The organism is Corynebacterium nasorum (genome assembly GCF_030229765.1).
In the GTDB taxonomy this organism is placed as follows: domain Bacteria; phylum Actinomycetota; class Actinomycetes; order Mycobacteriales; family Mycobacteriaceae; genus Corynebacterium; species Corynebacterium kefirresidentii.
This window is the reverse complement of sequence record NZ_JASPGY010000004.1, coordinates 48,558-67,008: the sequence shown is the minus strand read 5'-3', so window position 1 is coordinate 67,008 and position 18,451 is coordinate 48,558. Positions and strand designations below refer to the sequence as shown.

Below are 18,451 nucleotides of genomic sequence, written 5' to 3'. Positions count from 1 at the left end.
CTGCCCTTGGGAAATCTCCCTAGTTTAGGCCGTGCTCATCCTCATACTCGGCCACAATCTGCTTAATCGCTTTATACAGCGTGGGGCCATACTTTTCATCGCGCAGACCAAAATCCACATTGGCGGGGATATACCCACCGGGATTTCCCAAATCATGACGCTTTCCTTGGTGGACTACCACGTGCACGGGCTCGCCTTCCTCGATGAGGAGCTCGATGGCGTCGGTAAGCTGCAGCTCGCCGCCCTTGCCTGGCTTAATACGGCGGAGGGCATCAAAAATCTTGCGATCCAATAGGTAGCGACCGGTGGCCACGAGATTAGACGGGGCATCTTCCACCGCCGGCTTTTCCACCATGCCCACGACCTTCTTAACGCCGGGGGCATTGGTATCTTCTACGTCGAAGACGCCGTAGTTATAGGTCTGCTCGCGCGGGACCTCGAAGGCGCACAGCACGCTACCGCCCAAAGCCGCGCGCACGCGAGCCATGTCTGCCATGACGGTGGCAGGCAGCACGATGTCATCTGGAAGCATGACGGCAAAAGAATCCTCATCTTCGCCGAGTACCTCTTCTGCCAGGCCCACCGCGTGGCCCAAGCCCAGTGGCTTTTCCTGCTCCACCGCAACAGGGTGAATGAGCTGATTAGCGCGCTTAACCTTGGCAACCTGCTCGTCCTTGCCGCGGGATTCAAGGGTGTCTACCAGTTCTGGGAAAGCTTCGAAGTGGCGCATGACTTCTTGCTTATCGGGCGCGGTAATCACCGCAAGGCGGCGGGCGCCCACAGAGGCCGCCTCCTCTGCGATGAGTTCAATGCCGGGAGTATCAACAACGGGAAGCAGTTCTTTGGGAACCGTCTTGGTGGCGGGCAAAAATCGGGTGCCCATACCTGCCGCTGGAACTACAACCGTGGTGATTCCGCGGGCGGAATCTTCGCGTTCTATAGCCATGCGTAATAGCGTACAACGCCACATTATTTTCCCGTGCACCGCTACGCCGCGGGGTTATGATTAATTTATGACCTCTTCCATGACTGCTAAAAACGAGCTGCGGGCCCGCTTGGTCCAGGCCCGCCGCGAACTTTCCGCCGAAGACCACGACGCCTTTACTGCTGGCGTGCGTAAGCATCTCGAGTCCGAACTCACCGAGTCCATGACCGTGGCTGCCTACTGGCCTTTGGGTTCGGAGCCGGGCGGCGCCGATTTTGTGCCGTGGCTCAAGGAGCATGTCTCCCGCGTCCTCTTGCCAATTTCCGGCGAGAATGGCACGTTGACCTTTGCTGAATACCGCGGCAAAGAAGCAATGCACGAAAGCGCGATGGGTTTGAATGAGCCCCAAGGCCCAAGCTTTGATAGCAGCGTCCTGGCCGAGTGCGATCTGGTACTCGCCCCAGCCATGGCCGTAGACGCCAAGGGCAACCGCATGGGCAAAGGCGGCGGATACTATGACCGCGCACTAGAGCCACTTCCCCACGGCAAGCCACCGGTCTTCGCCATGGTCTACCCCACCGAGCTGCTAGATGAGCTACCTACCGAGGACCACGACCGCAAGGTCGATGCCGTCGTCACCGCCCACGGCATCACTCGCTTCTAGTTTCCGGGGTACGGGAACCATGAGCGGTTTTGGACAGTCTAAAAAAGTATGCCCACTTCTCATTTTCCCCGCCTCGTTGATACCCTCCGCACCCCTGGCCACCGCCGCGGCGTACTAGTGCGCCGCGCCATTGCGGTGGCCCTCCTTATTGCCGCGCTAGCCTCGGCCCTTTCGGCGGCCAAGGAGCTACCGCGCGTTCCCGTTTTTAGCCGCGATCTGCCGGCGGGAGCAGAGCTTGCGCTTGCCGACGTCGACCTAGCCCGGCTTCCTGCCTCCTCTATCCCCGATTCTACGCTAACGGAAAAGCCAGAAGAACTAAGTGGCCGCGTTATTACCGCCGCCGCCAACAAGGGCGAAGTGATTACCGGTGCTCGCCTTCTAGGAGAAGATCTTGTCTCCAGCTTGGTGGGTGGCACAGGGGCCGAGGCCGGGCGGATGATTCCGGTCAAACTTGCCGAGCCCGATATCATCCCCCATTTGCATCACGGCGACACCGTGGACGTGGTGACCGCAGTTGAGGCGGGGGCGGCCGCCGCAACCCCTACCGCACGCGTTATCGCCTCAGGCGGACGCGTGGTGTCTACCTCCAGCCCGGAAGGCGAGGCTTCCTCGTCGACCGTTTTACTCGCATTGCCCCAAGATCACGCTAATGATGTTGCCGCGGCGTCGTTAAGCCAGCCGCTCACGGTGGTCATAGTTGGTGATCGCGCTCACCCGCAGCAACACTAGACCTTTTCAGCCACAACAGTTGTGGTCGGTTACCGGCTCCATTAAGGTTTCGCAGTGTCCATGGTTTTTACCTACCGTTAGTTATTCCCAGAAAGGTTGGTGCTTATCACCATGCTCAAGGGCTTCAAAGACTTCATCATGCGTGGCAACGTCATCGAACTTGCCACCGCAGTCATCATCGGTTCTGCCTTTACCGCAATCGTCAAATCCATTACGGATTCTATTATCCAGCCGATCATTAACTCCCTCGGCTCCGCCGAGGTTGGGGCCGTTGGCTTCCAGATCACGGAGGCGAAAAACACCTTTGTGGACTTCGGCGCCGTCATCTCCGCGGCGATCAACTTCCTCATTATCGCCGCAGTAGTCTACTTCCTCATCGTGATGCCGATTAATAAGCTCACCGAGGCCGCTAAGCGCCGCCACGGTGTCGACCCTGAGGCTCCCGCCCCAACCTCCGAGGAGCTCCTGGCAGAAATCCGCGATCTGCTCGAAGCCCAGAATGTCTCCGATACGGACATCCCGGGAACCGGCACTAGCCGTTCCTCCCACGCCGCAGAGGACGCAGACTACGGTTCCACCGGCGGCGGCCGCCACCAGGCCAAGTAGCCTTTCGCTATACGCCTGTCGCTGTTCGCAGCACAAAGCCCGCGGTTTCGCTTCCGAGGAAGTAGGAACCGCGGGCTTTTATCTATCCCTTTACTGAGTGCGTGATTGCACTCTTCTCCTTCGCACTAGCCGCCATAGTGTGGGGGCTGGTTCTCGCGGTAGAACTGCTCATCGCGCTGACCAGACTCCCCTTCTGCTGCGGTGGCCGATTCCGCGTCATCAACGTTAACAATTCGATCCTCATCGACCCCGTGGGCAGCCGATGTGCCGGGCTTATCAGCACTACGGTCATAATCGGCAGCTTCCGATTGACGGAAGACTCTCCGACGATTTTTCCGGAACGTCATAGACTATGCCTTGTGATTACTGAACGCTGGATTGTTGCAGCTGCTCAATGAGGTGGTGCACCAGCGGTGCCAAGGTAGCCATGCCATCGCGAACCGCAGCGCGCGACGAGGCAAGGTTGACCACTACAGTCGAACCAGAAACGCCCGACAAGCCGCGGGACGTGCAAGCATCCACCGCGCCACAGGCTTGACCGGAAGAACGCAGCGCCTGGGCCACGCCCGGAACCATCTTGTCAATGACGGAGCGGGTAGCCTCCGGGGTCTTGTCGCGCGGGCCTACACCGGTGCCGCCTACGGTCAGCACCAAATCCACGCCACCGACCACGGCGGTCTCAATGGCCTGGCGAATCTTGGACTTCTTGGAACGCACCACGATGGCGCCATCGACACGGAAGTTAGCTTCCGCGAGCAACTCACTGACCAACTGAGAGGTGCTATCGGATTGCTCCCCAGGGTGATCAGTGACAATAACGATGAGAGCACGGCGTGGCGCGGCTAGGCTATCCTCCTGCTCGCTCGCTAGCAGGAAGGCATCATCGGGTTCGGCAACATCCATCAAGGAATCGTGCTTGCCTTCGCCTTCCGGTTGCGCGGAGTCGGTCAAGTCCTGCTGCAAATCTGGCATTATTCTCCTTAAATTAAGGCAGTAGGGCCTTTCGGCGGTGTGAGGTACGGTGCATTCAGCACCTAATGAGGTCTTGCACAGTAATTTACTCGCCTGAGAGGGTTACCTCTACCTGACGAGACTCATCCGAGTCTTCGCGTGTAACCTCCAAGGTCACTGTCGCGCCAAAATCTTGCGACCGCGCCGCCGCAATCAGGGCATCGGCATTCTCGATCAAGCGATCATTGACGCGGGTGACGATGTCACCTTCCTTCAGGCCCGCCTTATCTGCTGGGCCACCTGGCTCAACCCCGGCGATACGGGCACCATTGCCGTCGTCACGCGCCAGCACCTTCACGCCTAGGGTCGGGTGAGTGACCTTGCCATCATTAATGAGCTCGTCCGCCATGCGCTTGGCAAAGTTCGACGGGATGGCGAAGCCCAGTCCGATGGATCCGCCCTCCCCGGTGGAATTACTGGACAGCGAAGCAATCATGGAGTTCATGCCCACGATATTTCCGTCCCGGTCCACCAGTGGACCGCCGGAGTTGCCCGGGTTGACCGCGGCATCAGTCTGAATGGCGTCAATCAAGGAAGACTCGCCGCCTTCTTGGGAGGCGCGCACTGGGCGGTTTTTGGCAGAAACGATACCGGAAGTCACGGTCGCATTAAGGCCCAGAGGAGAGCCCACGGCCACAACCTCCTGTCCCACGGCGACGGAATCAGAATCACCGAACTGCAAGAACGGCAGGTCTTTGACATCCTTTATCTTCACAATGGCCACGTCAGTATTCGCATCGGAAGCCACCACGTCAGCATCATGCTTGCTGCCGTCGTTCATGGTCACCTGCATCATGCCGCCGTGCTCAGCGCCTGCAACCACGTGGTGATTGGTCAGCACGTAGCCGTCCGGGGAGATAACGGAACCGGAGCCTTCTGCCCCGCCCGTCCGGGTCATCGTCTGGATAGAAACCACCGCCGGCAAAACCTTGGAGGCTACCTCTTCAACGGAGCCCTTTTCTGGTTCTTTGCCGGTGCTGTTATTGGCCGGCTGGGCCTTGAGCGCCTCATTGACCACTGACGTATCGTTGTTGCCTCCCCCAGAATTCATACCGACCACGGCTCCAGCGATTGAACCCGCGGCGATTGCGGCTACGGCAGCCAAGGCAGTTGCGGCGCCGAGGCCAATCTTTTTCTTTTGTTCCGGTTGCGGGGGCAGCGGGGTGACCATCGGACCTTCCTGGCCCTGAGTATTAAAGCTTTGGGTCTGCGGGCCCTGCGGGTACGGCGCCTGTGAACCTAGCGCGCTGGGATCAGCTCCTTCTGCACCGCCGCGTGGTTGATTCCAGCCTTGTGAATACGAGCCAGTCCCATATTCCTGCGCGTCGGCGTCGCTGCTATAGGGGCCGGCGGTGCCAGCGTTTGGGTTTGGCTGCCCGATGTCTCCAAAGTTCGGACCACCGTGTACCGGCTCGGCCTTACCCGGCCCTTCTTGGGACGCTCCCTCCGGGAAGGAACCATCAAAGCCGCGGTAATCGTCATTCCTCATGTTCATGAGAAAACTATGCCTCACTTCGCTTAGTCAAGACTGTTACTGATCTGCCAACCTACTAGGAATTCCTGAAAGGTAGCTGTATGCGATCACCAGTATAAAAGGCCGCAGCCTACCCTTGGTTAAACCAGCGTTGAGCAAAGATTTCACCGCGATCGCTGGAATCTTCATTGCCGCCCGGCTGCCCCTCATGCGGTTCTGCCAAACCATCGACAAAGATTTCTCCGGACACGGGCTTGCCCGGCAGGACTACTTCCATGCGCGTGCCACCATCATTAGACTCACGGATCTTAATCGTGCCGTCGTGGCGCTCAATCACCGATTTCACGATAGCCAGGCCCAAACCAGAGCCAGGCATAGAACGCGCCTCTGCCGAACGGTAGAAGCGCTCGAAAACCTTCTCCCGCTCCTCCGGCGCAATGCCCGGACCGGAGTCATCAAAGCGCAAGCGCACCTCGTGGGAAGATAGCTGTTCCATGGACACGCGTACCGTGCCAGTAGCCGGCGACCACTTAGCCGCATTGTCCATCAGATTCAACGTAGCGCGGCCCAATGCGAAGGGGTCACCATCCAGCTCCCACGGGATAAAGCGCACCAGAAATTCCACGTCCGGGCGGCGGCGACGGGCACGCTCTAAGGAAGACATCATGACCTCGCACAGGTCCACCGGTTCCGGTTCTCGTTCGTTGCCATCCTCACGCGCCAAGTCAACGAGGTCACCAATCAAGGTGGAGAGTTCGTTCATCTGGGACATGACGTCATCTTCAAGGTCCTTGCGGTCCTCATCGCTCATGCCAAAGCCGCCACCGGCGCGATTAAGCATCATCAAAAGCTCAATATTGGTACGCATTGAGGTCAACGGCGTCTTCAGCTCGTGCCCGGCATCGGCGACGAACTGGGCCTGCTGCGACCGAGACTCTTGCAGAGCTTCCAGCATCTGGTTAAAGGATGTGGTCAGCTGAGCCATCTCGTCATTATTGGATACTTCGATGGGGCGCAGATCATTGGTCTGCGTCACGTAATCCACCGCGCGTTTCAAGCGCGCGATGGGTTGCATGCCGGTTTTGGACACGATGAGACCAGCAAAGATGGCGAGCAAAATGCCAAGCGCAACAATAATCAGCAAAACCGTGCCGAGGATGGCGATGAATTCTTGGGTCGGAGCCAGAGATTGCGCAACGATAACGGTAGAGCCTAGATCGTGGCGTTTGGCCAGAATACGCTCGCCGCCGACCGTACGCACGGAGGTATCTGTATAGTCTTCCGTCCGATGGAAGTCTCCACCGAGGGGAATAGTATCGCCATAAGACATGCTCGTGGAGGGCGGCGATAAGGAAACGCGCGTATCAGGGTTATAGGACTTAAATTCGTCAATTTCCTGATCCACGTTGTCGATAAACCGCGGGTCCTGGCTCTTGCGCAACAAGGCATCCGCTTTGGCCTCCAAGCGGTCATCTACGGAGGCAGTCAGGGACATAGATACTACCCAGTACGTTGCCAAGGTCATTAAGGCAACGGCCACGGCCACCACAAGGCCAGTAACAGTAGCAAGGCGCCACCGCAGTGGCGCCCGTGAAGCCCAGCTCCCTTGACTTTCAGAGAACTCAGTAAGAGGTGTGGGCTGTGCTTTCCCGGAAGCCACTGCAGGGGAAGCGGGCTTCCTTAAGATCACGGATGAGACTCCCTCAAGACATAACCGACGCCACGGACTGTGTGGATAAGACGCGAGTCGCCGTCTCCCTCCGTCTTCTTCCGCAGGTAGCCAATATAGACCTCGAGCGCATTGCCAGAGGTAGGGAAATCATAGCCCCATACCTCCTCCAGAATCTTGCTACGAGAAAGCACCTTGCGGGGATTTTCCATAAGGAGCTGCAGTAGGGAAAATTCGGTACGCGTCAAAGAAATTGCGCGGCCGCCGCGGCTTACTTCACGAGTATCAGCGTCGAGTTCTAGGTCTTCGAAGCTAAGCTTGCTCTCCACCGGAGCCTCAGCAGCGATGGAATCTGCGGAAGCGCGGCGAACCAGGGAACGCACGCGCGCCAAGAGCTCTTCCAGTGCGAATGGCTTTGGCAAGTAATCATCGGCGCCAGCATCGAGACCAGCTACGCGGTCCGATACGCCATCGCGCGCGGTCAGCACGAGAATCGGACGGTCCCAGCCTTCGCTACGCAGGGTGCGGCACACCTCAAGTCCATCCATGTTTGGCATCATGACGTCCAGAATCAGCAATTCTGGATTCTCAGAGCGCACCGCCTCCACTGCCTCTAAGCCGTCGCTAGCAGTCAGCACATCGTAGCCGTTGAAACGTAGGGAACGGCGTAGCGATTCACGGACGGGTTGTTCATCATCCACCACAAGGATTTTCATGATCCTAATTATTACTGATGAAACGCAACTTCATGAAGTTATGAGAAATATTTACCCCCATAGCCCCCCAAATAATACTTAAGGTAGCAAAAATCCCCGCTCAACCCTCCTACAGAGAGCGAACGGGGAAAGTGCGAAACGAGCTTAGAACTGCTCTACGTCAACCAGGCCCAGCTTGGCAGCCTTGACCAAGCGGCGCGGGATGCGGACGGTCTGTCCGTCGATGGTGACTTCCTGGAGGGCCACGTTGTCAGCCTTCCACTGGGAACGACGTGCGTGGGTGTTCGCACGGGACTTCTTAAACTTAGGAGTTGCCATTTTCTATTCTCCTCCTTACGCGTTCTTCTTCTTACGGCGAGCCATGCCACCGAAGCGCTGGTTGAAGCGCTCGACGCGGCCGGCGGTATCCATAACGCGCTGTGCACCAGTCCAGAACGGGTGGGACTCAGCGGTAACGTCAACAACGATCAGTGGGTACTCGTTGCCATCTTCCCACTCCACGGTGCGGTCGGAGGAAGCGGTGGACTTAGTCAAAAAGGAGTGACCGGTACCAGCATCACGGAAGACTACCGGGTGGTAATCCGGGTGAATATCTTTCTTCATATATATTCCCTCAGGGTTGGACTACAGGTCGGTTCCACCCACTTATGGAGCGGATCGTGCCCGAGTTGGGACGTACAAATTTCACTCTGCTAACCGCGTGCCGTGCGGCACGGGTCAACAACCTGAATTATCCTACAGTCAACTACCCCAGATGCGAAATCCCCTTCCCGCTCCGACCACTCATTTCACACCAGTTTCTTGTATTACGCATGGCGGCACGCCACAGCCAAATGCCACCCCAAAACCACAAACAGCCCCACTAACCACAGCAAGGTAGCGATTAGGTAATTCGCGCCCAAGGCTGTAAGATTTTCCCTTGCTGTTGTCAAAATATACGTTTTACGCCCCGTCTACTGGCGTTCGACGATGGCGCCGCACCCGCTCACACCTCACTTTTGAGCACTGCCACCCTCACTCGGCAGTCGGCGTTTCATTGTCCATAGCCATGATGTGGGCGGCTAGGAGAAAGAAGACCCATGTCGGCTATTTGCCAGGTAACGGGCCGCAAGCCGGAATTCGGCAAGCAGGTCTCGCACTCGCACCGCCGCACTTCGCGCCGTTGGAACCCCAACGTGCAGCGTCGTCGCTACTACCTGCCCTCTGAGGGCCGTACCATCACCCTGAATGTTTCCACCAAGGGCATGAAGATCATCGACCGCGATGGCATCGAGTCCGTTGTGGCTAAGATTCGCGCACGTGGGGAGAAGATTTAAGTATGGCACGTAACGATATCCGCCCAATCATTAAGCTGAAGTCCACTGCGGGCACCGGTTACACCTACGTGACCCGTAAGAACAAGCGCAACAACCCGGATCGCATCACCTTGAAGAAGTTCGATCCGATTGCCCGCAAGCACGTCGAATTCCGCGAGGAGCGATAATCAATGGCTAAGAAGTCCAAGATCGCTAAGAACGAGCAGCGCAAGGAAATCGTCGCCCGCTATGCGGAGCGTCGCGCTGAGCTCAAGAAGATCATCAAGAACCCGAACACCCCGGATGAGGAGCGCCTGGAGGCTCAGTTCGAGCTGAACCGCCAGCCTCGTGACGCTTCCCCAGCCCGCGTACGTAACCGTGACGCTGCCGATGGCCGCCCACGCGGTTACCTCCGCAAGTTCGGCCTGTCCCGTGTCCGTATGCGCGGCATGGCTCACCGTGGTGAGCTGCCGGGCGTTCGTAAGTCCAGCTGGTAAAGGGGTAATTGCACAATGGCTAATAAGCGCAATAACCAAAAGAAGTTCCGTATGGAGCAGAGCCGTCGCCCGAAGAAGAACCCTTTGAAGGCTGAGGGCATCGAGAAGGTGGACTACAAGGACACCAAGACTCTGCGTCTGTTCATCTCGGATCGTCACAAGATTCGTTCCCGTCGCGTCACCGGTCTGACCCCGCAGCAGCAGCGTCAGGTTGCTACCGCAGTCAAGAACGCACGCGAAATGGCTCTCCTGCCGTTCACCACCCGCTAAACAGTAGCTGGGTATCAACAGCGCACTTTTGCCGCTGGCAAGTGTGACACGGTAAAAGATCCATAGACTATCGCCGCCTCCCTCCTCGAGGGCAGGCGGCGATAGTCGTTTTCTCCCTCTTACTCCCGCCTTTGCACCCAGATATTCAGCCCACGCGGCCAAGGTGTTAGATTTAAAGCATTCGTGCGCCCCGCAGCCGCTGGGGGAAGCACCGGCTTCGCACTAGTGAAAGGCAGTGAGCAATGGCCCTACACCAATCCCTACTCGATCTCTCCGAGCTTGCCCCGCACTGCCAGTCCCGCGCTACGGCCCGCGGGCTGCTCGCAGAGGCCCAAGATATCTTGCGCAATGCGGTCGCTCACCAAGATAATGAGATTGAATTGGCTCACTGGTATTCCCACTTGTTGGTAGATATCGTTCGCTCCCCTGGGGTCAACTCACCGGTACGCCTTACCGGTGCTGCCGCTCGGGGCGACCAGCTGCCATCTATGCCTGTGGAGTGGATTGGCCAGGACTCCGATCTCCAGGAAGTCTTTTCTGATGTCGGCCTCCAGGCTCACGAGGCCGCCGATTCGATTGCCTCGCGCGTCGATGCCGGCCTCCCCCTAGGAAACGGCGGCGAACAAGCACTCCTGGAAGAAGCTTTGACCAAGCGCCCGCCTACTCTGAAAATGGTGGACGGCCTGCCGGACCGAGATGCAGCTGTGGACATCAAGGCGACACTGCTCTCCCCCATTGCAGCTATCGCTCGCTGGGCAGCGCCGGGGCCTCGCCCGACGGTAGATCGCCTGGCGATTGGCGTTGAGCGCGCTGTCCTCACCGCCACCGACGCAGAGTCTTTGGATCTAGCGTGGCGTACCGGCTATGCATTAGAGTTGCGCCGTTGGTACGAGCGCGTCAGTGACCGCCCAGCCACGCTGCGGGATCTTCCGCCGTTGGACCGCACTGCTTATGGCTCGGCGTGCCGTATTGTCTCGGCCGTATTTGAGTCCATTACCCAGCAGACAGAAGAATATAAATAGTCCCTAAGGTGCGGATTCGGAAGCAGTACCTAGTCGGGCATAAGATTGTACAGTTGGTAATTAAAAGCAATTTCTTCTTGTGAAAGGAGGCGTCCCACCGCATGGCAGGCACTGTCGGTAGGCCGCGTAAACACAGCCCGCGGCGCAGGGGAAACAGCGCCCGAGAGGAGATCTTGGACGCCTCCTCCGAGCTTTTCACTACTCAAGGGTTTGCTACTACATCCACGCACCAGATTGCAGATGCGGTTGGCATCCGCCAGGCCTCGCTGTATTACCATTTCCCGTCCAAGACGGAGATTTTCCTTACGCTGCTCAATTCCACCATCGAACCATCCTTGGAGTTGGCCGATGAGTTGGCCGGCACTGATGCCGATCCGGCTCAACGCCTGTGGTCTTTGGTCGCCGCGGAATCACGTCTACTGCTCACCAGCGGCTGGAACGTGGGACGCCTATATCAACTGCCGGTGGCTAATTCTCCGGAGTTTTCCGAATACCACGAATCGCGCGACCGCCTGCAGAATCATTTCCGCTCTACCGCCGCCGCCATTGTGGGCGAGGAGGATCCCCGAGTGGAGCTTCCCTTCCACATTGCGCTATCCGTCATCGAAATGCGCCCCAATAACGGCACCCCTCCGTTCGATGCTTCCCAGTCGGTACCAGAGACTGCAGCCATGCTTGCCGACGCCGCCTTAGCCGTCCTCGGCGCCTCCGTTCCCGATAACGCCGAGGAAACCACCCTCGAGCTATTGAAGAATCGCAACGACTCCATCTCTGCGGCCGCCGCCGCAGCAGCCGACCGCAAGAAGAAGTCGCGCTAACCCCTCACTAGCGCTGCCACGACTCCGTGAACTCTCCCGTGGCAGCCAATCCGCCTCCCTCGCGCACGCTGACGCCGCTCGGGGTCACCACGATAATCGAGGGATCCGCATTGACGTAGTAGTTATTCCCGTCTTGGGTAACGTCGTCCGTTTGGAACTGACCATCAAACATCGACGAGCGATAGAATTTGACTCCACCGCCGGTTTCACAAATGATGACCCTGCCGTCGGGACCAGAGCCGGCGAACAAGGCACGCTCAAAGCGCTGACAGTCGGCGTAGCCGCCATCCAGCCATCCGTACTCGTTGAAGTTGGAAATGTAGTTACCCACACCACTCTTCTGACCCCCGCCGGAAGAGGAAGGTAACTCCTGCTTTTCTGTCTGCGTGACCGTAACTACCGGTGGCTCCTCGGGGGTTTCCTCATCTTTCGTTGCGGTCTCTTGCGCAGCCGTGGTTTCCTCGCCACTCTTCTCTTCTTTATCGGCGTTGTCGACCGTGGTCATTCCACTACCCTGGCCTTTAAAGCTAGGGGCAGCTTCATCCTTGGCGTTGCTGCAGCCGCTGAGCGCGAGGCTGGCGGCCACGAGTGGGACGAACCCCGCGGCGATAAGCGGGCGGAGGCGAGAGCGATAAGACATTAGCTTTCCTTTCTAGTGCTAGGACTTAGCAGGCCGAGCTGGGCCACTGCGTATTGGCTTGAGCGAGGTCTTCGGCAATGGATGTAAGGACCGCCTGGGTGGAGGCGTACTGCCCATCAGGAGACGAGGCAATTAATGCTACGGCGACGTCGTGCCCGCCCAGCTGCACAATGCCCATCTGCCGCACGTCGTAGGCGCCGGCGGGGCTCGGTCCCCAGCCGCCCTTCATCAAGGCGCCCGGTAGGGTGCGCAGGCCGTAGGCTTGGGCGGGATCGGCGACACCCATGGCGTCGATAATCGGCTGGGCTCCTTCAACGCAGCGCACCCCGGCCATGAACTTTGCTTGGTTGCCCACGCTCCACATGGTTTGGCCAAAGGCCGTGAATTCCGGGCGGGTGACCTGGGATTGGACTTGGGTGGCGGTATCGCCCGCCTCCGCAATGACGCTTTGTGCGGCCTGCGCGGCGGCGGTGCCCTCCCCTAGCCCCGCCCACGCGGCCTTGGCGGCCTCGTTATCGGAGTAGGTGATTGCAGAGGACACTAGCTGACTATCGGCCACACCCGTGCGATTCGCCGCGATGAGCACCGGCACCTTGGAGGTTGACCACGCGGCTTCGGGAGCGGTGCGCCCCGCTTCAATGGTGGTGGTGCCATCGGATACGGCGATGCCCACATCGCCGTGTTCGGCCACGATGCGGTCAAGCACGGCTTGGACGTCACCGGCGGGTGCCGCGGCCGATGGCTCCGTGGAAGAGGAAGGCGCAGACGAGGCGGCTGGTGCTGCGGATGAGGCCGCCGGCGCTGCGGACGTGGTCTCACCGTAGAGGGGATCGGCCGTGCCGCGGGCCTCGGTGTTGACAAAGGTAGGGGAATTTTCTGCCGCGTCCTCGTCGCCGCAGGCGCTCAGGGTGAGCGCGCAGGCGATAAGGGTGGCTGCCGGGCCCCAGGCCCGGCGGATAGGGAATGTCATGGCGTCTAGCTTAGGCTAGTGCGCGAAGTGGCGGGTACCGGTCAGGTACAAAGTAACGCCGGCTTCCTTCGCTGCCGCGATGACTTCTTCGTCGCGGATGGAGCCGCCGGGCTGGACAACGGCCTTAACGCCGGCGTCGAGAAGCACCTGCAAACCATCGGCGAACGGGAAGAAGGCGTCAGAAGCGGCGAAGGAGCCCTCGGTGCGGTTGGCACCATCGGCCAAGGTGTTGGCGCGCTCGACGGCCAGCTTGGCGGAGTCAACGCGGTTGACCTGGCCCATGCCCACGCCCACGGTGGCATTGTCCTTGGCCAGCAAGATGGCGTTGGACTTCACCGCGCGCACGGCGCGCCAGGCGAACTCGAGCTCAGCCAAGTCGGACTCGTTGAGGGCCTCGCCCGCAGCCAGGGTCCAGTTGGCCGGGTTATCACCCTCGGCCTGGTAGGTGTCTGGCTCTTGGGTGAGCACGCCGCCGGAGATGTACTTGCGCTCCTCGTGCTGGTCTTCGTGCTCTGCCTGCAGCACGCGCAGGTTCTTCTTGGCCTTGAGCACCTCGATGGCGCCGTCCTCATAGGAAGGAGCGACGATGACCTCAGTGAAGATCTCCTTAACCTGCTCGGCCATCTCTACGGTGACCTCGCGGTTGACGGCAATCACGCCGCCGAAGGCGGACATTGGGTCGCACGCGTGCGCCGCGCGGTGGGCGGCGGCGATGGACTCCTCGGACACGGCAATGCCGCAGGGGTTGGTGTGCTTGATAATCGCAACGCAGGGGCGCTCGTGATCCCATGCGGCGCGCCACGCGGCATCCGCATCCTGGTAGTTGTTGTAGCTCATCTCCTTGCCATTGAACTGGGTGGCATTGGCAAGGCCCTTGGAACCGATGCGGGTGACGGTCGCCGCTTGGTGAGAGTTCTCGCCGTAGCGCAGCGGGGTGGTTTGGCCCTCCTCGCTGAGCTGGTCCACGAACCACGCGGAGACGGCAGCATCATAATCCGCGGTGTGCAGGAAGGCGTCGCGCGCCAGGCCGCGGCGCTGCTCCAGGGTGAAGCCACCGTTGTTCACGGCCTCCACGGCCTCGTCGTAGCGGGAAGGATCCACGACAACGGCAACAGACGGGTGGTTCTTGGCGGCCGCACGCACCATGGATGGGCCGCCGATATCGATCTGTTCCACGCAGCCATCAAAGTCCGCGCCCGAGGCCACCGTCTCACGGAAGGGGTACAGGTTGACCACGACGAGCTGGAAAGGCTCTACCTCGAGCTCGGAGAGCTGGTTGAGGTGATCTTCCTTGCGGGTATCGGCCAAGATGCCGGCGTGCACGCGCGGGTGCAGCGTCTTGACGCGGCCTTCCAAGCACTCCGGGAAGCCGGTGAGCTTTTCTACCGGAGTGACCTCGATGCCTAGGTCAGCGATCTTCTTCGCGGTGGAGCCGGTGGAGACGATTTCCACGCCAGCCTTATCGAGGGCGCGGGCTAGATCCTCCAGCCCGGTCTTGTCGTACACGCTGATAAGGGCGCGCTTTACCTGCTTGCGGTCTTCGCTCATGAGGAGGATTAAGCCTTTCGAAAAGTCTTAGTCTGCGAGTTGAATAGTTAGTTTCTCGTCGTGGACGTTAGCTGCACGCAGCACCTCCACGATGAGATCGCGCTCTACTTGTTTAATGCGTTCATGGAGGGTGGACTCGTCATCGTCCGCGTCAATGACAACGGGGCGCTGCGCGATAATGGAGCCGGTATCCACGCCCGCGTCCACAAAGTGGACGGTAGAGCCAGTGATCTTCACGCCATAATCTAGGGCGTCGCGCACCGCGTGCGCTCCCTTGAAGGCAGGCAGTAGCGCCGGGTGGGTATTGATAGTGCGGCCTTCGAAGCGGTCCAAGAATTCCTGGCCCAGGATCTTCATAAAGCCCGCAGAAACAACAACGTCTGGCTGCGCAGCATCTACTGCGTCAACCAGACGTTGATTCCATTCGGCGCGATCCGCACCCAGCGCCACGACCTCGGTTTCAATCCCGTGGCCCTGTGCGCGCGCAATACCGTGGCATTCCTTATCCGCCACCACCTTGACTACCTGGTAATGCCCGGCCTGGGCATCCACAATGGCTTGTAGCAGGGAACCCGTTCCAGAAACGAGCACCACCACTCGGAGGCGTTCAGGGTCAGCGGTATAGCGCGGAGGCATCGGTGAAGTCACGCGCTATAGCCTAGCCCCTCTCCCCCTCCTCGGGGGAATCTTCGCCCGCAGAGTCCTGCTCACTCTCCCCCATTTGGTCCTTGAACTGTTGGCTCAGCGGCTTGGCGACGCCCCTTTCATCGCCCTCCTCAGCCTCTTTTTCCGGTTCCTCTTCCGGCTCCTCCGCTGTTTCTTCGGCTGGAGTGCCCTTTTCTTCCTGCTCTTCTTCCGGTTCCTCTACGACCTCGCCAGGTGCGGAATCCTCGGGCTCGTCCTCGACTACCTCGGCGTCCACGATTTCCGGATCGGTGATGGGCTCGCGCTCCGAGTCGGTGGGAGCCTCGTCGGTTTCGGCGGCGGCTACATCGGTTGCCTCGGTAGTGACATCATCGGCGGGGTCCGCAACTGGTGCCGTGCGGGCCGCGCGCCAGGCTACGAAGGCGAAGCCTGCGGCAACGGCGCAACCAACGACGGCCATCCACAGGGCGGTAAGACCTGCGGCAGTCCACAGCTGCGGGCCGGTCGCGCCATAGTAGCCAAGGTCACCGCTGACGAGGTAGCAGGCAGCCAGCATGATTACTGCGGCGGCCACCGTAGCTACTAGTACGTCCTGAAAGTTCGGACGCTTCTTATACAACGAGTAGATTGCAGCGCCGAGGGGGACGATTAATAGCGCCACCGCCCAGCTGGGCGCGGATGCTGGAATGCCGCCGGTAATGGGCAGCGGCGGCAGCGGCACGAGGTGGGCGCTAAAGAGGCTTACCGAGCCTTCACCTACGGAAAACTCCGAGCCCACCAATACCGCCGCGGTGCTCACGATGGCATTGGGAATGTAGAGAACGCTCAGCAGCACGAGTCCGGCAATGCCTAAACCGGAGATCGTGGGATAGTCATTCATCATCTCGCCCTGGCGGGAAACATTGACAAGGAATACCACCGCGAAGACTGCGGCTGCACCAATGGCCAGGTAGGCGAGGTAGCGAAGGGCGATCTGGGTGGCGTCGACAAGCGGGCGCGGCACTCCATAACGCTTGGCCAACGCCCGCCACAAGCGCCAACCCATACCGGCCGCCATGGCTGCCAGATGCAGAACAATAACGCGCAACAATGCCTGCGCCAGGTTTGGCGGGGAGACGTCATAGACCTTGCCCGCATCCCACAGCATCAGCCACGCGATGATGGTAAAGACCACTGGGACCCCGAGCACACAGGCCAAGAGAGTCAGCAGGTCCTTGACGCTGACCTTGTGTTTGACCGCGCTGCGCACACGAACCGCCACCACCGCGGCGAGGATGAGCGCTGGCAAGGCCGGCAGGAAGGAAATATGCACATCGGCCGCAGAGACTGGGGCGAGGTTAAAGACCATCCAGGCCTCCGCCACGATGGTGTACCACCACGCCATGGGAGAGCCGGCGAGCATGAGACCACCCAGCGCGATGGCCATAATGATAAGGACAATAACCACGTTGGGCACTGCCGCCGTAATGAGCATGCGGCGAATACGCCCGGCTTTGGTCAACGGCGCGGGGGTGCGGCGCGCCTTGGCCTTGGAGCCGGCCTTACGAGCGACGCGCTGCGCCGATCCAGAGGACTGGCGTGACCCACTGGGATGAGGCGCGCGTGGGGTGCGCTCCGTGCGCACTGTACGGCCCCGCGCCTGGCTACGCGGGCGGGGCGTTGACCGAGATTGGGGGCTGGTGTTTTTGTTCATCGGCGTCCACTTTGCCACCTTCCGGAAGTGAAATCGGGGTGGCGCGACGAGGCGCTCGCAAAATCACCGGGGCAACCCCTGTACCTGGGATATACAGATATATAAGGAGTATAAAATCTACCCTGGTTTCACACCCTTAACTCTGACTGTAATACTATGGGGGAAATAGCCGCTAGTTTTGCGTGACGCACGCGGCGATCGCGTGGGATCTTTATCGCACTAATGATATTCCACGTCCCACATCTTGCCTGCTCGTGGACAATTTCCCCGAAGCGAGCCTGAAAATTCCTTAATTTGGGTTGCTGTTATCTTTTCGAGACGCTACTGTTACATCTCGTTGGTAACAAGAAGGTCACAATCTCGTAACTAACTCGGTGGGGACGTAACACTCGTTCTGCGCAGATTGTGAAAATGACGAAAGAAGACCTAATGCGAAGCAAAGTTCAGCGTGGCGCCGGCCGCCATCGCAAGATTGTCACCTCGCAGACCGCGAAGGGCCGCATTGCCGTAATGACGGTTGCGGCAGGTGCAGTTTCCACGGCCGGCGTTGGTGGCGCAGCCGCCGCAAACATCCAGTCCGATGACGCGGCCACCACCAAGACGCAGTCCGTTGACTTCGAGCTCGCCTCCGACTCCACTCAGGTGGAGGATACTGCTGCGGCTCCGGTTGATACCACCCCGCAGATCCTCAACGTTGCTGAAGCTAAGCCAGTTGCCGATCTAACCGATCAGCTCAACAAGGCCATTCAGGCTTCTGAAGAGCGCGCCGCTGCCGACGAGGCTGCTCGCGCTCCGTCCGTAGCTCGCCCTGCCGAAGGCGCATTCACATCTCCATTCGCTATGCGCTGGGGCACCTTCCATAAGGGCGTCGACATCGCCAACTCTCCTGGCACCCCAATCCTTGCCGTCATGGATGGTACGGTCATCGACTCCGGTCCAGCTTCCGGCTTTGGCCAGTGGATCCGCATCATGCACGACGACGGCACCATGACCGTTTATGGTCACATGCAAACTCTTGACGTGGCCGTTGGCGAGCACGTGCATGCCGGCCAGAAGATCGCCGGCATGGGCTCGATGGGCTTTTCCACCGGCTCCCACCTCCACTTCGAAGTTCACCCGAACGGTGGCGAGGCAATCGATCCGCAGCCTTGGCTGGCTGAGCGAGGCATCGACCTCTAAGGCCCCCACCCCAACACCTTCTTGTTAAGCGCCGCAGTGGCTTTCCTGCGGCGCTTTTTCATGTCCACAGATGCCCTCCC

Annotated in this window: 23 protein-coding genes; 10 read left to right on the top strand and 13 right to left on the bottom strand. The window is 59.6% G+C overall.

The genetic code is table 11. The features are described 5' to 3' along the window. Positions 1-19: 19 nt before the first annotated feature. Positions 20-946, bottom strand: coding sequence for a UTP--glucose-1-phosphate uridylyltransferase (locus QP904_RS05260; RefSeq protein ID WP_034656428.1), 927 nt, complete (start codon positions 944-946; stop codon positions 20-22). Between the two features lie 67 nt (positions 947-1,013). Between QP904_RS05260 and QP904_RS05255 the strand changes: the two genes are divergently transcribed. From QP904_RS05255 to mscL, 3 genes are all read left to right on the top strand, one after another. Beyond that, a complete protein-coding gene (locus tag QP904_RS05255; protein WP_023021970.1) occupies positions 1,014-1,589 on the top strand; it encodes a 5-formyltetrahydrofolate cyclo-ligase in 576 nt (191 codons plus the stop codon). 48 nt (positions 1,590-1,637) lie between these two features. Beyond that, positions 1,638-2,318 (top strand): SAF domain-containing protein, encoded by a 681-nt coding sequence (locus QP904_RS05250; RefSeq protein WP_023027832.1) that lies wholly within the window; start codon positions 1,638-1,640, stop codon positions 2,316-2,318. Between the two features lie 111 nt (positions 2,319-2,429). Further along, the gene (gene mscL / locus QP904_RS05245; protein WP_023021972.1) at positions 2,430-2,924 is read left to right on the top strand and encodes a large-conductance mechanosensitive channel protein MscL; all 495 of its coding nucleotides are present in this window, start codon (positions 2,430-2,432) and stop codon (positions 2,922-2,924) included. A 125-nt stretch (positions 2,925-3,049) separates the two neighbouring features. Here the strand turns inward: mscL and QP904_RS05240 are convergent, their stop codons facing one another. From QP904_RS05240 to QP904_RS05210, 7 genes are all read right to left on the bottom strand, one after another. Next, on the bottom strand, positions 3,050-3,271 hold the full coding sequence (locus tag QP904_RS05240; RefSeq protein ID WP_023021973.1) for a hypothetical protein: 222 nt from the start codon (positions 3,269-3,271) through the stop codon (positions 3,050-3,052). A 16-nt stretch (positions 3,272-3,287) separates the two neighbouring features. After that, on the bottom strand, positions 3,288-3,896 hold the full coding sequence (locus tag QP904_RS05235) for a MogA/MoaB family molybdenum cofactor biosynthesis protein (RefSeq protein ID WP_023021974.1): 609 nt from the start codon (positions 3,894-3,896) through the stop codon (positions 3,288-3,290). Between the two features lie 85 nt (positions 3,897-3,981). Beyond that, positions 3,982-5,430 (bottom strand): S1C family serine protease, encoded by a 1,449-nt coding sequence (locus QP904_RS05230; protein ID WP_248099122.1) that lies wholly within the window; start codon positions 5,428-5,430, stop codon positions 3,982-3,984. A 109-nt stretch (positions 5,431-5,539) separates the two neighbouring features. After that, a complete protein-coding gene (locus tag QP904_RS05225) occupies positions 5,540-7,099 on the bottom strand; it encodes a HAMP domain-containing sensor histidine kinase (RefSeq protein WP_524811224.1) in 1,560 nt (519 codons plus the stop codon). Next, on the bottom strand, positions 7,096-7,794 hold the full coding sequence (locus QP904_RS05220; RefSeq protein WP_284835668.1) for a response regulator transcription factor: 699 nt from the start codon (positions 7,792-7,794) through the stop codon (positions 7,096-7,098). Before QP904_RS05220 ends, QP904_RS05225 begins: the two co-directional genes overlap by 4 nt. 144 nt (positions 7,795-7,938) lie before the next feature. Continuing rightward, a complete protein-coding gene (gene rpmF / locus QP904_RS05215; RefSeq protein WP_005279913.1) occupies positions 7,939-8,112 on the bottom strand; it encodes a 50S ribosomal protein L32 in 174 nt (57 codons plus the stop codon). Positions 8,113-8,127: 15 nt separating this feature from the next. After that, positions 8,128-8,397 (bottom strand): type B 50S ribosomal protein L31, encoded by a 270-nt coding sequence (locus tag QP904_RS05210; protein ID WP_005323793.1) that lies wholly within the window; start codon positions 8,395-8,397, stop codon positions 8,128-8,130. Between the two features lie 476 nt (positions 8,398-8,873). Between QP904_RS05210 and rpmB the strand changes: the two genes are divergently transcribed. The 6 genes from rpmB to QP904_RS05180 all read left to right on the top strand — a co-directional run bounded on the left by rpmB (position 8,874) and on the right by QP904_RS05180 (position 11,696). Further along, a complete protein-coding gene (rpmB, locus tag QP904_RS05205; protein ID WP_005279911.1) occupies positions 8,874-9,110 on the top strand; it encodes a 50S ribosomal protein L28 in 237 nt (78 codons plus the stop codon). 2 nt (positions 9,111-9,112) lie between these two features. Then, a complete protein-coding gene (gene rpmG / locus QP904_RS05200) occupies positions 9,113-9,277 on the top strand; it encodes a 50S ribosomal protein L33 (RefSeq protein WP_005279910.1) in 165 nt (54 codons plus the stop codon). Positions 9,278-9,280: 3 nt separating this feature from the next. Further along, entirely contained in the window at positions 9,281-9,586 is a 306-nt protein-coding gene (rpsN, locus tag QP904_RS05195) for a 30S ribosomal protein S14 (RefSeq protein WP_005279906.1), read from the top strand. Positions 9,587-9,601: 15 nt separating this feature from the next. Further along, entirely contained in the window at positions 9,602-9,856 is a 255-nt protein-coding gene (gene rpsR, locus QP904_RS05190; protein ID WP_005279904.1) for a 30S ribosomal protein S18, read from the top strand. 242 nt (positions 9,857-10,098) lie between these two features. After that, positions 10,099-10,878 (top strand): putative nucleotidyltransferase substrate binding domain-containing protein, encoded by a 780-nt coding sequence (locus tag QP904_RS05185; RefSeq protein WP_023021978.1) that lies wholly within the window; start codon positions 10,099-10,101, stop codon positions 10,876-10,878. A gap of 101 nt (positions 10,879-10,979) precedes the next feature. After that, complete coding sequence (locus QP904_RS05180) at positions 10,980-11,696, top strand: TetR/AcrR family transcriptional regulator (RefSeq protein WP_023021979.1); 717 nt, start codon at positions 10,980-10,982, stop codon at positions 11,694-11,696. A gap of 7 nt (positions 11,697-11,703) precedes the next feature. On the opposite strand, the gene QP904_RS05175 is transcribed toward QP904_RS05180, so the two are convergent. From QP904_RS05175 to QP904_RS05155, 5 genes are read right to left on the bottom strand one after another with little or no spacing between them, the layout of a single operon-like run. Next, a complete protein-coding gene (locus QP904_RS05175; RefSeq protein ID WP_023021980.1) occupies positions 11,704-12,336 on the bottom strand; it encodes a hypothetical protein in 633 nt (210 codons plus the stop codon). 25 nt (positions 12,337-12,361) lie between these two features. After that, on the bottom strand, positions 12,362-13,306 hold the full coding sequence (locus QP904_RS05170) for a serine hydrolase (RefSeq protein ID WP_284835667.1): 945 nt from the start codon (positions 13,304-13,306) through the stop codon (positions 12,362-12,364). A 15-nt stretch (positions 13,307-13,321) separates the two neighbouring features. Next, positions 13,322-14,854, bottom strand: coding sequence for a bifunctional phosphoribosylaminoimidazolecarboxamide formyltransferase/IMP cyclohydrolase (gene purH / locus QP904_RS05165; RefSeq protein WP_250411697.1), 1,533 nt, complete (start codon positions 14,852-14,854; stop codon positions 13,322-13,324). A gap of 27 nt (positions 14,855-14,881) precedes the next feature. After that, a complete protein-coding gene (purN, locus tag QP904_RS05160) occupies positions 14,882-15,490 on the bottom strand; it encodes a phosphoribosylglycinamide formyltransferase (RefSeq protein WP_251068576.1) in 609 nt (202 codons plus the stop codon). A 22-nt stretch (positions 15,491-15,512) separates the two neighbouring features. Then, positions 15,513-17,192 (bottom strand): cell division protein PerM, encoded by a 1,680-nt coding sequence (locus tag QP904_RS05155; protein ID WP_250411698.1) that lies wholly within the window; start codon positions 17,190-17,192, stop codon positions 15,513-15,515. 429 nt (positions 17,193-17,621) lie between these two features. Between QP904_RS05155 and QP904_RS05150 the strand changes: the two genes are divergently transcribed. Beyond that, complete coding sequence (locus QP904_RS05150; RefSeq protein ID WP_284835666.1) at positions 17,622-18,371, top strand: M23 family metallopeptidase; 750 nt, start codon at positions 17,622-17,624, stop codon at positions 18,369-18,371. The last annotated feature ends 80 nt before the right edge of the window (positions 18,372-18,451 follow it).

Bases quoted from the DNA above. Each gene is read 5' to 3' on its own strand.
- QP904_RS05260 (WP_034656428.1), bottom strand. From the start codon at position 946: ATGGCTATAGAACGCGAAGATTCCGCCCGCGGAATCACCACGGTTGTA.
- QP904_RS05210 (WP_005323793.1), bottom strand. From the start codon at position 8,397: ATGAAGAAAGATATTCACCCGGATTACCACCCGGTAGTCTTCCGTGAT.
- QP904_RS05240 (WP_023021973.1), bottom strand. From the start codon at position 3,271: ATGACGTTCCGGAAAAATCGTCGGAGAGTCTTCCGTCAATCGGAAGCT.
- QP904_RS05175 (WP_023021980.1), bottom strand. From the start codon at position 12,336: ATGTCTTATCGCTCTCGCCTCCGCCCGCTTATCGCCGCGGGGTTCGTC.
- purH (WP_250411697.1), bottom strand. From the start codon at position 14,854: ATGAGCGAAGACCGCAAGCAGGTAAAGCGCGCCCTTATCAGCGTGTAC.
- rpmG (WP_005279910.1), top strand. From the start codon at position 9,113: ATGGCACGTAACGATATCCGCCCAATCATTAAGCTGAAGTCCACTGCG.
- QP904_RS05230 (WP_248099122.1), bottom strand. From the start codon at position 5,430: ATGAACATGAGGAATGACGATTACCGCGGCTTTGATGGTTCCTTCCCG.
- QP904_RS05250 (WP_023027832.1), top strand. From the start codon at position 1,638: ATGCCCACTTCTCATTTTCCCCGCCTCGTTGATACCCTCCGCACCCCT.
- rpsR (WP_005279904.1), top strand. From the start codon at position 9,602: ATGGCTAATAAGCGCAATAACCAAAAGAAGTTCCGTATGGAGCAGAGC.
- rpsN (WP_005279906.1), top strand. From the start codon at position 9,281: ATGGCTAAGAAGTCCAAGATCGCTAAGAACGAGCAGCGCAAGGAAATC.
- QP904_RS05220 (WP_284835668.1), bottom strand. From the start codon at position 7,794: ATGAAAATCCTTGTGGTGGATGATGAACAACCCGTCCGTGAATCGCTA.
- QP904_RS05170 (WP_284835667.1), bottom strand. From the start codon at position 13,306: ATGACATTCCCTATCCGCCGGGCCTGGGGCCCGGCAGCCACCCTTATC.
- QP904_RS05150 (WP_284835666.1), top strand. From the start codon at position 17,622: ATGCGAAGCAAAGTTCAGCGTGGCGCCGGCCGCCATCGCAAGATTGTC.
- QP904_RS05180 (WP_023021979.1), top strand. From the start codon at position 10,980: ATGGCAGGCACTGTCGGTAGGCCGCGTAAACACAGCCCGCGGCGCAGG.
- mscL (WP_023021972.1), top strand. From the start codon at position 2,430: ATGCTCAAGGGCTTCAAAGACTTCATCATGCGTGGCAACGTCATCGAA.
- rpmB (WP_005279911.1), top strand. From the start codon at position 8,874: ATGTCGGCTATTTGCCAGGTAACGGGCCGCAAGCCGGAATTCGGCAAG.
- QP904_RS05155 (WP_250411698.1), bottom strand. From the start codon at position 17,192: ATGAACAAAAACACCAGCCCCCAATCTCGGTCAACGCCCCGCCCGCGT.
- QP904_RS05235 (WP_023021974.1), bottom strand. From the start codon at position 3,896: ATGCCAGATTTGCAGCAGGACTTGACCGACTCCGCGCAACCGGAAGGC.
- rpmF (WP_005279913.1), bottom strand. From the start codon at position 8,112: ATGGCAACTCCTAAGTTTAAGAAGTCCCGTGCGAACACCCACGCACGT.
- QP904_RS05185 (WP_023021978.1), top strand. From the start codon at position 10,099: ATGGCCCTACACCAATCCCTACTCGATCTCTCCGAGCTTGCCCCGCAC.
- QP904_RS05255 (WP_023021970.1), top strand. From the start codon at position 1,014: ATGACCTCTTCCATGACTGCTAAAAACGAGCTGCGGGCCCGCTTGGTC.
- purN (WP_251068576.1), bottom strand. From the start codon at position 15,490: ATGCCTCCGCGCTATACCGCTGACCCTGAACGCCTCCGAGTGGTGGTG.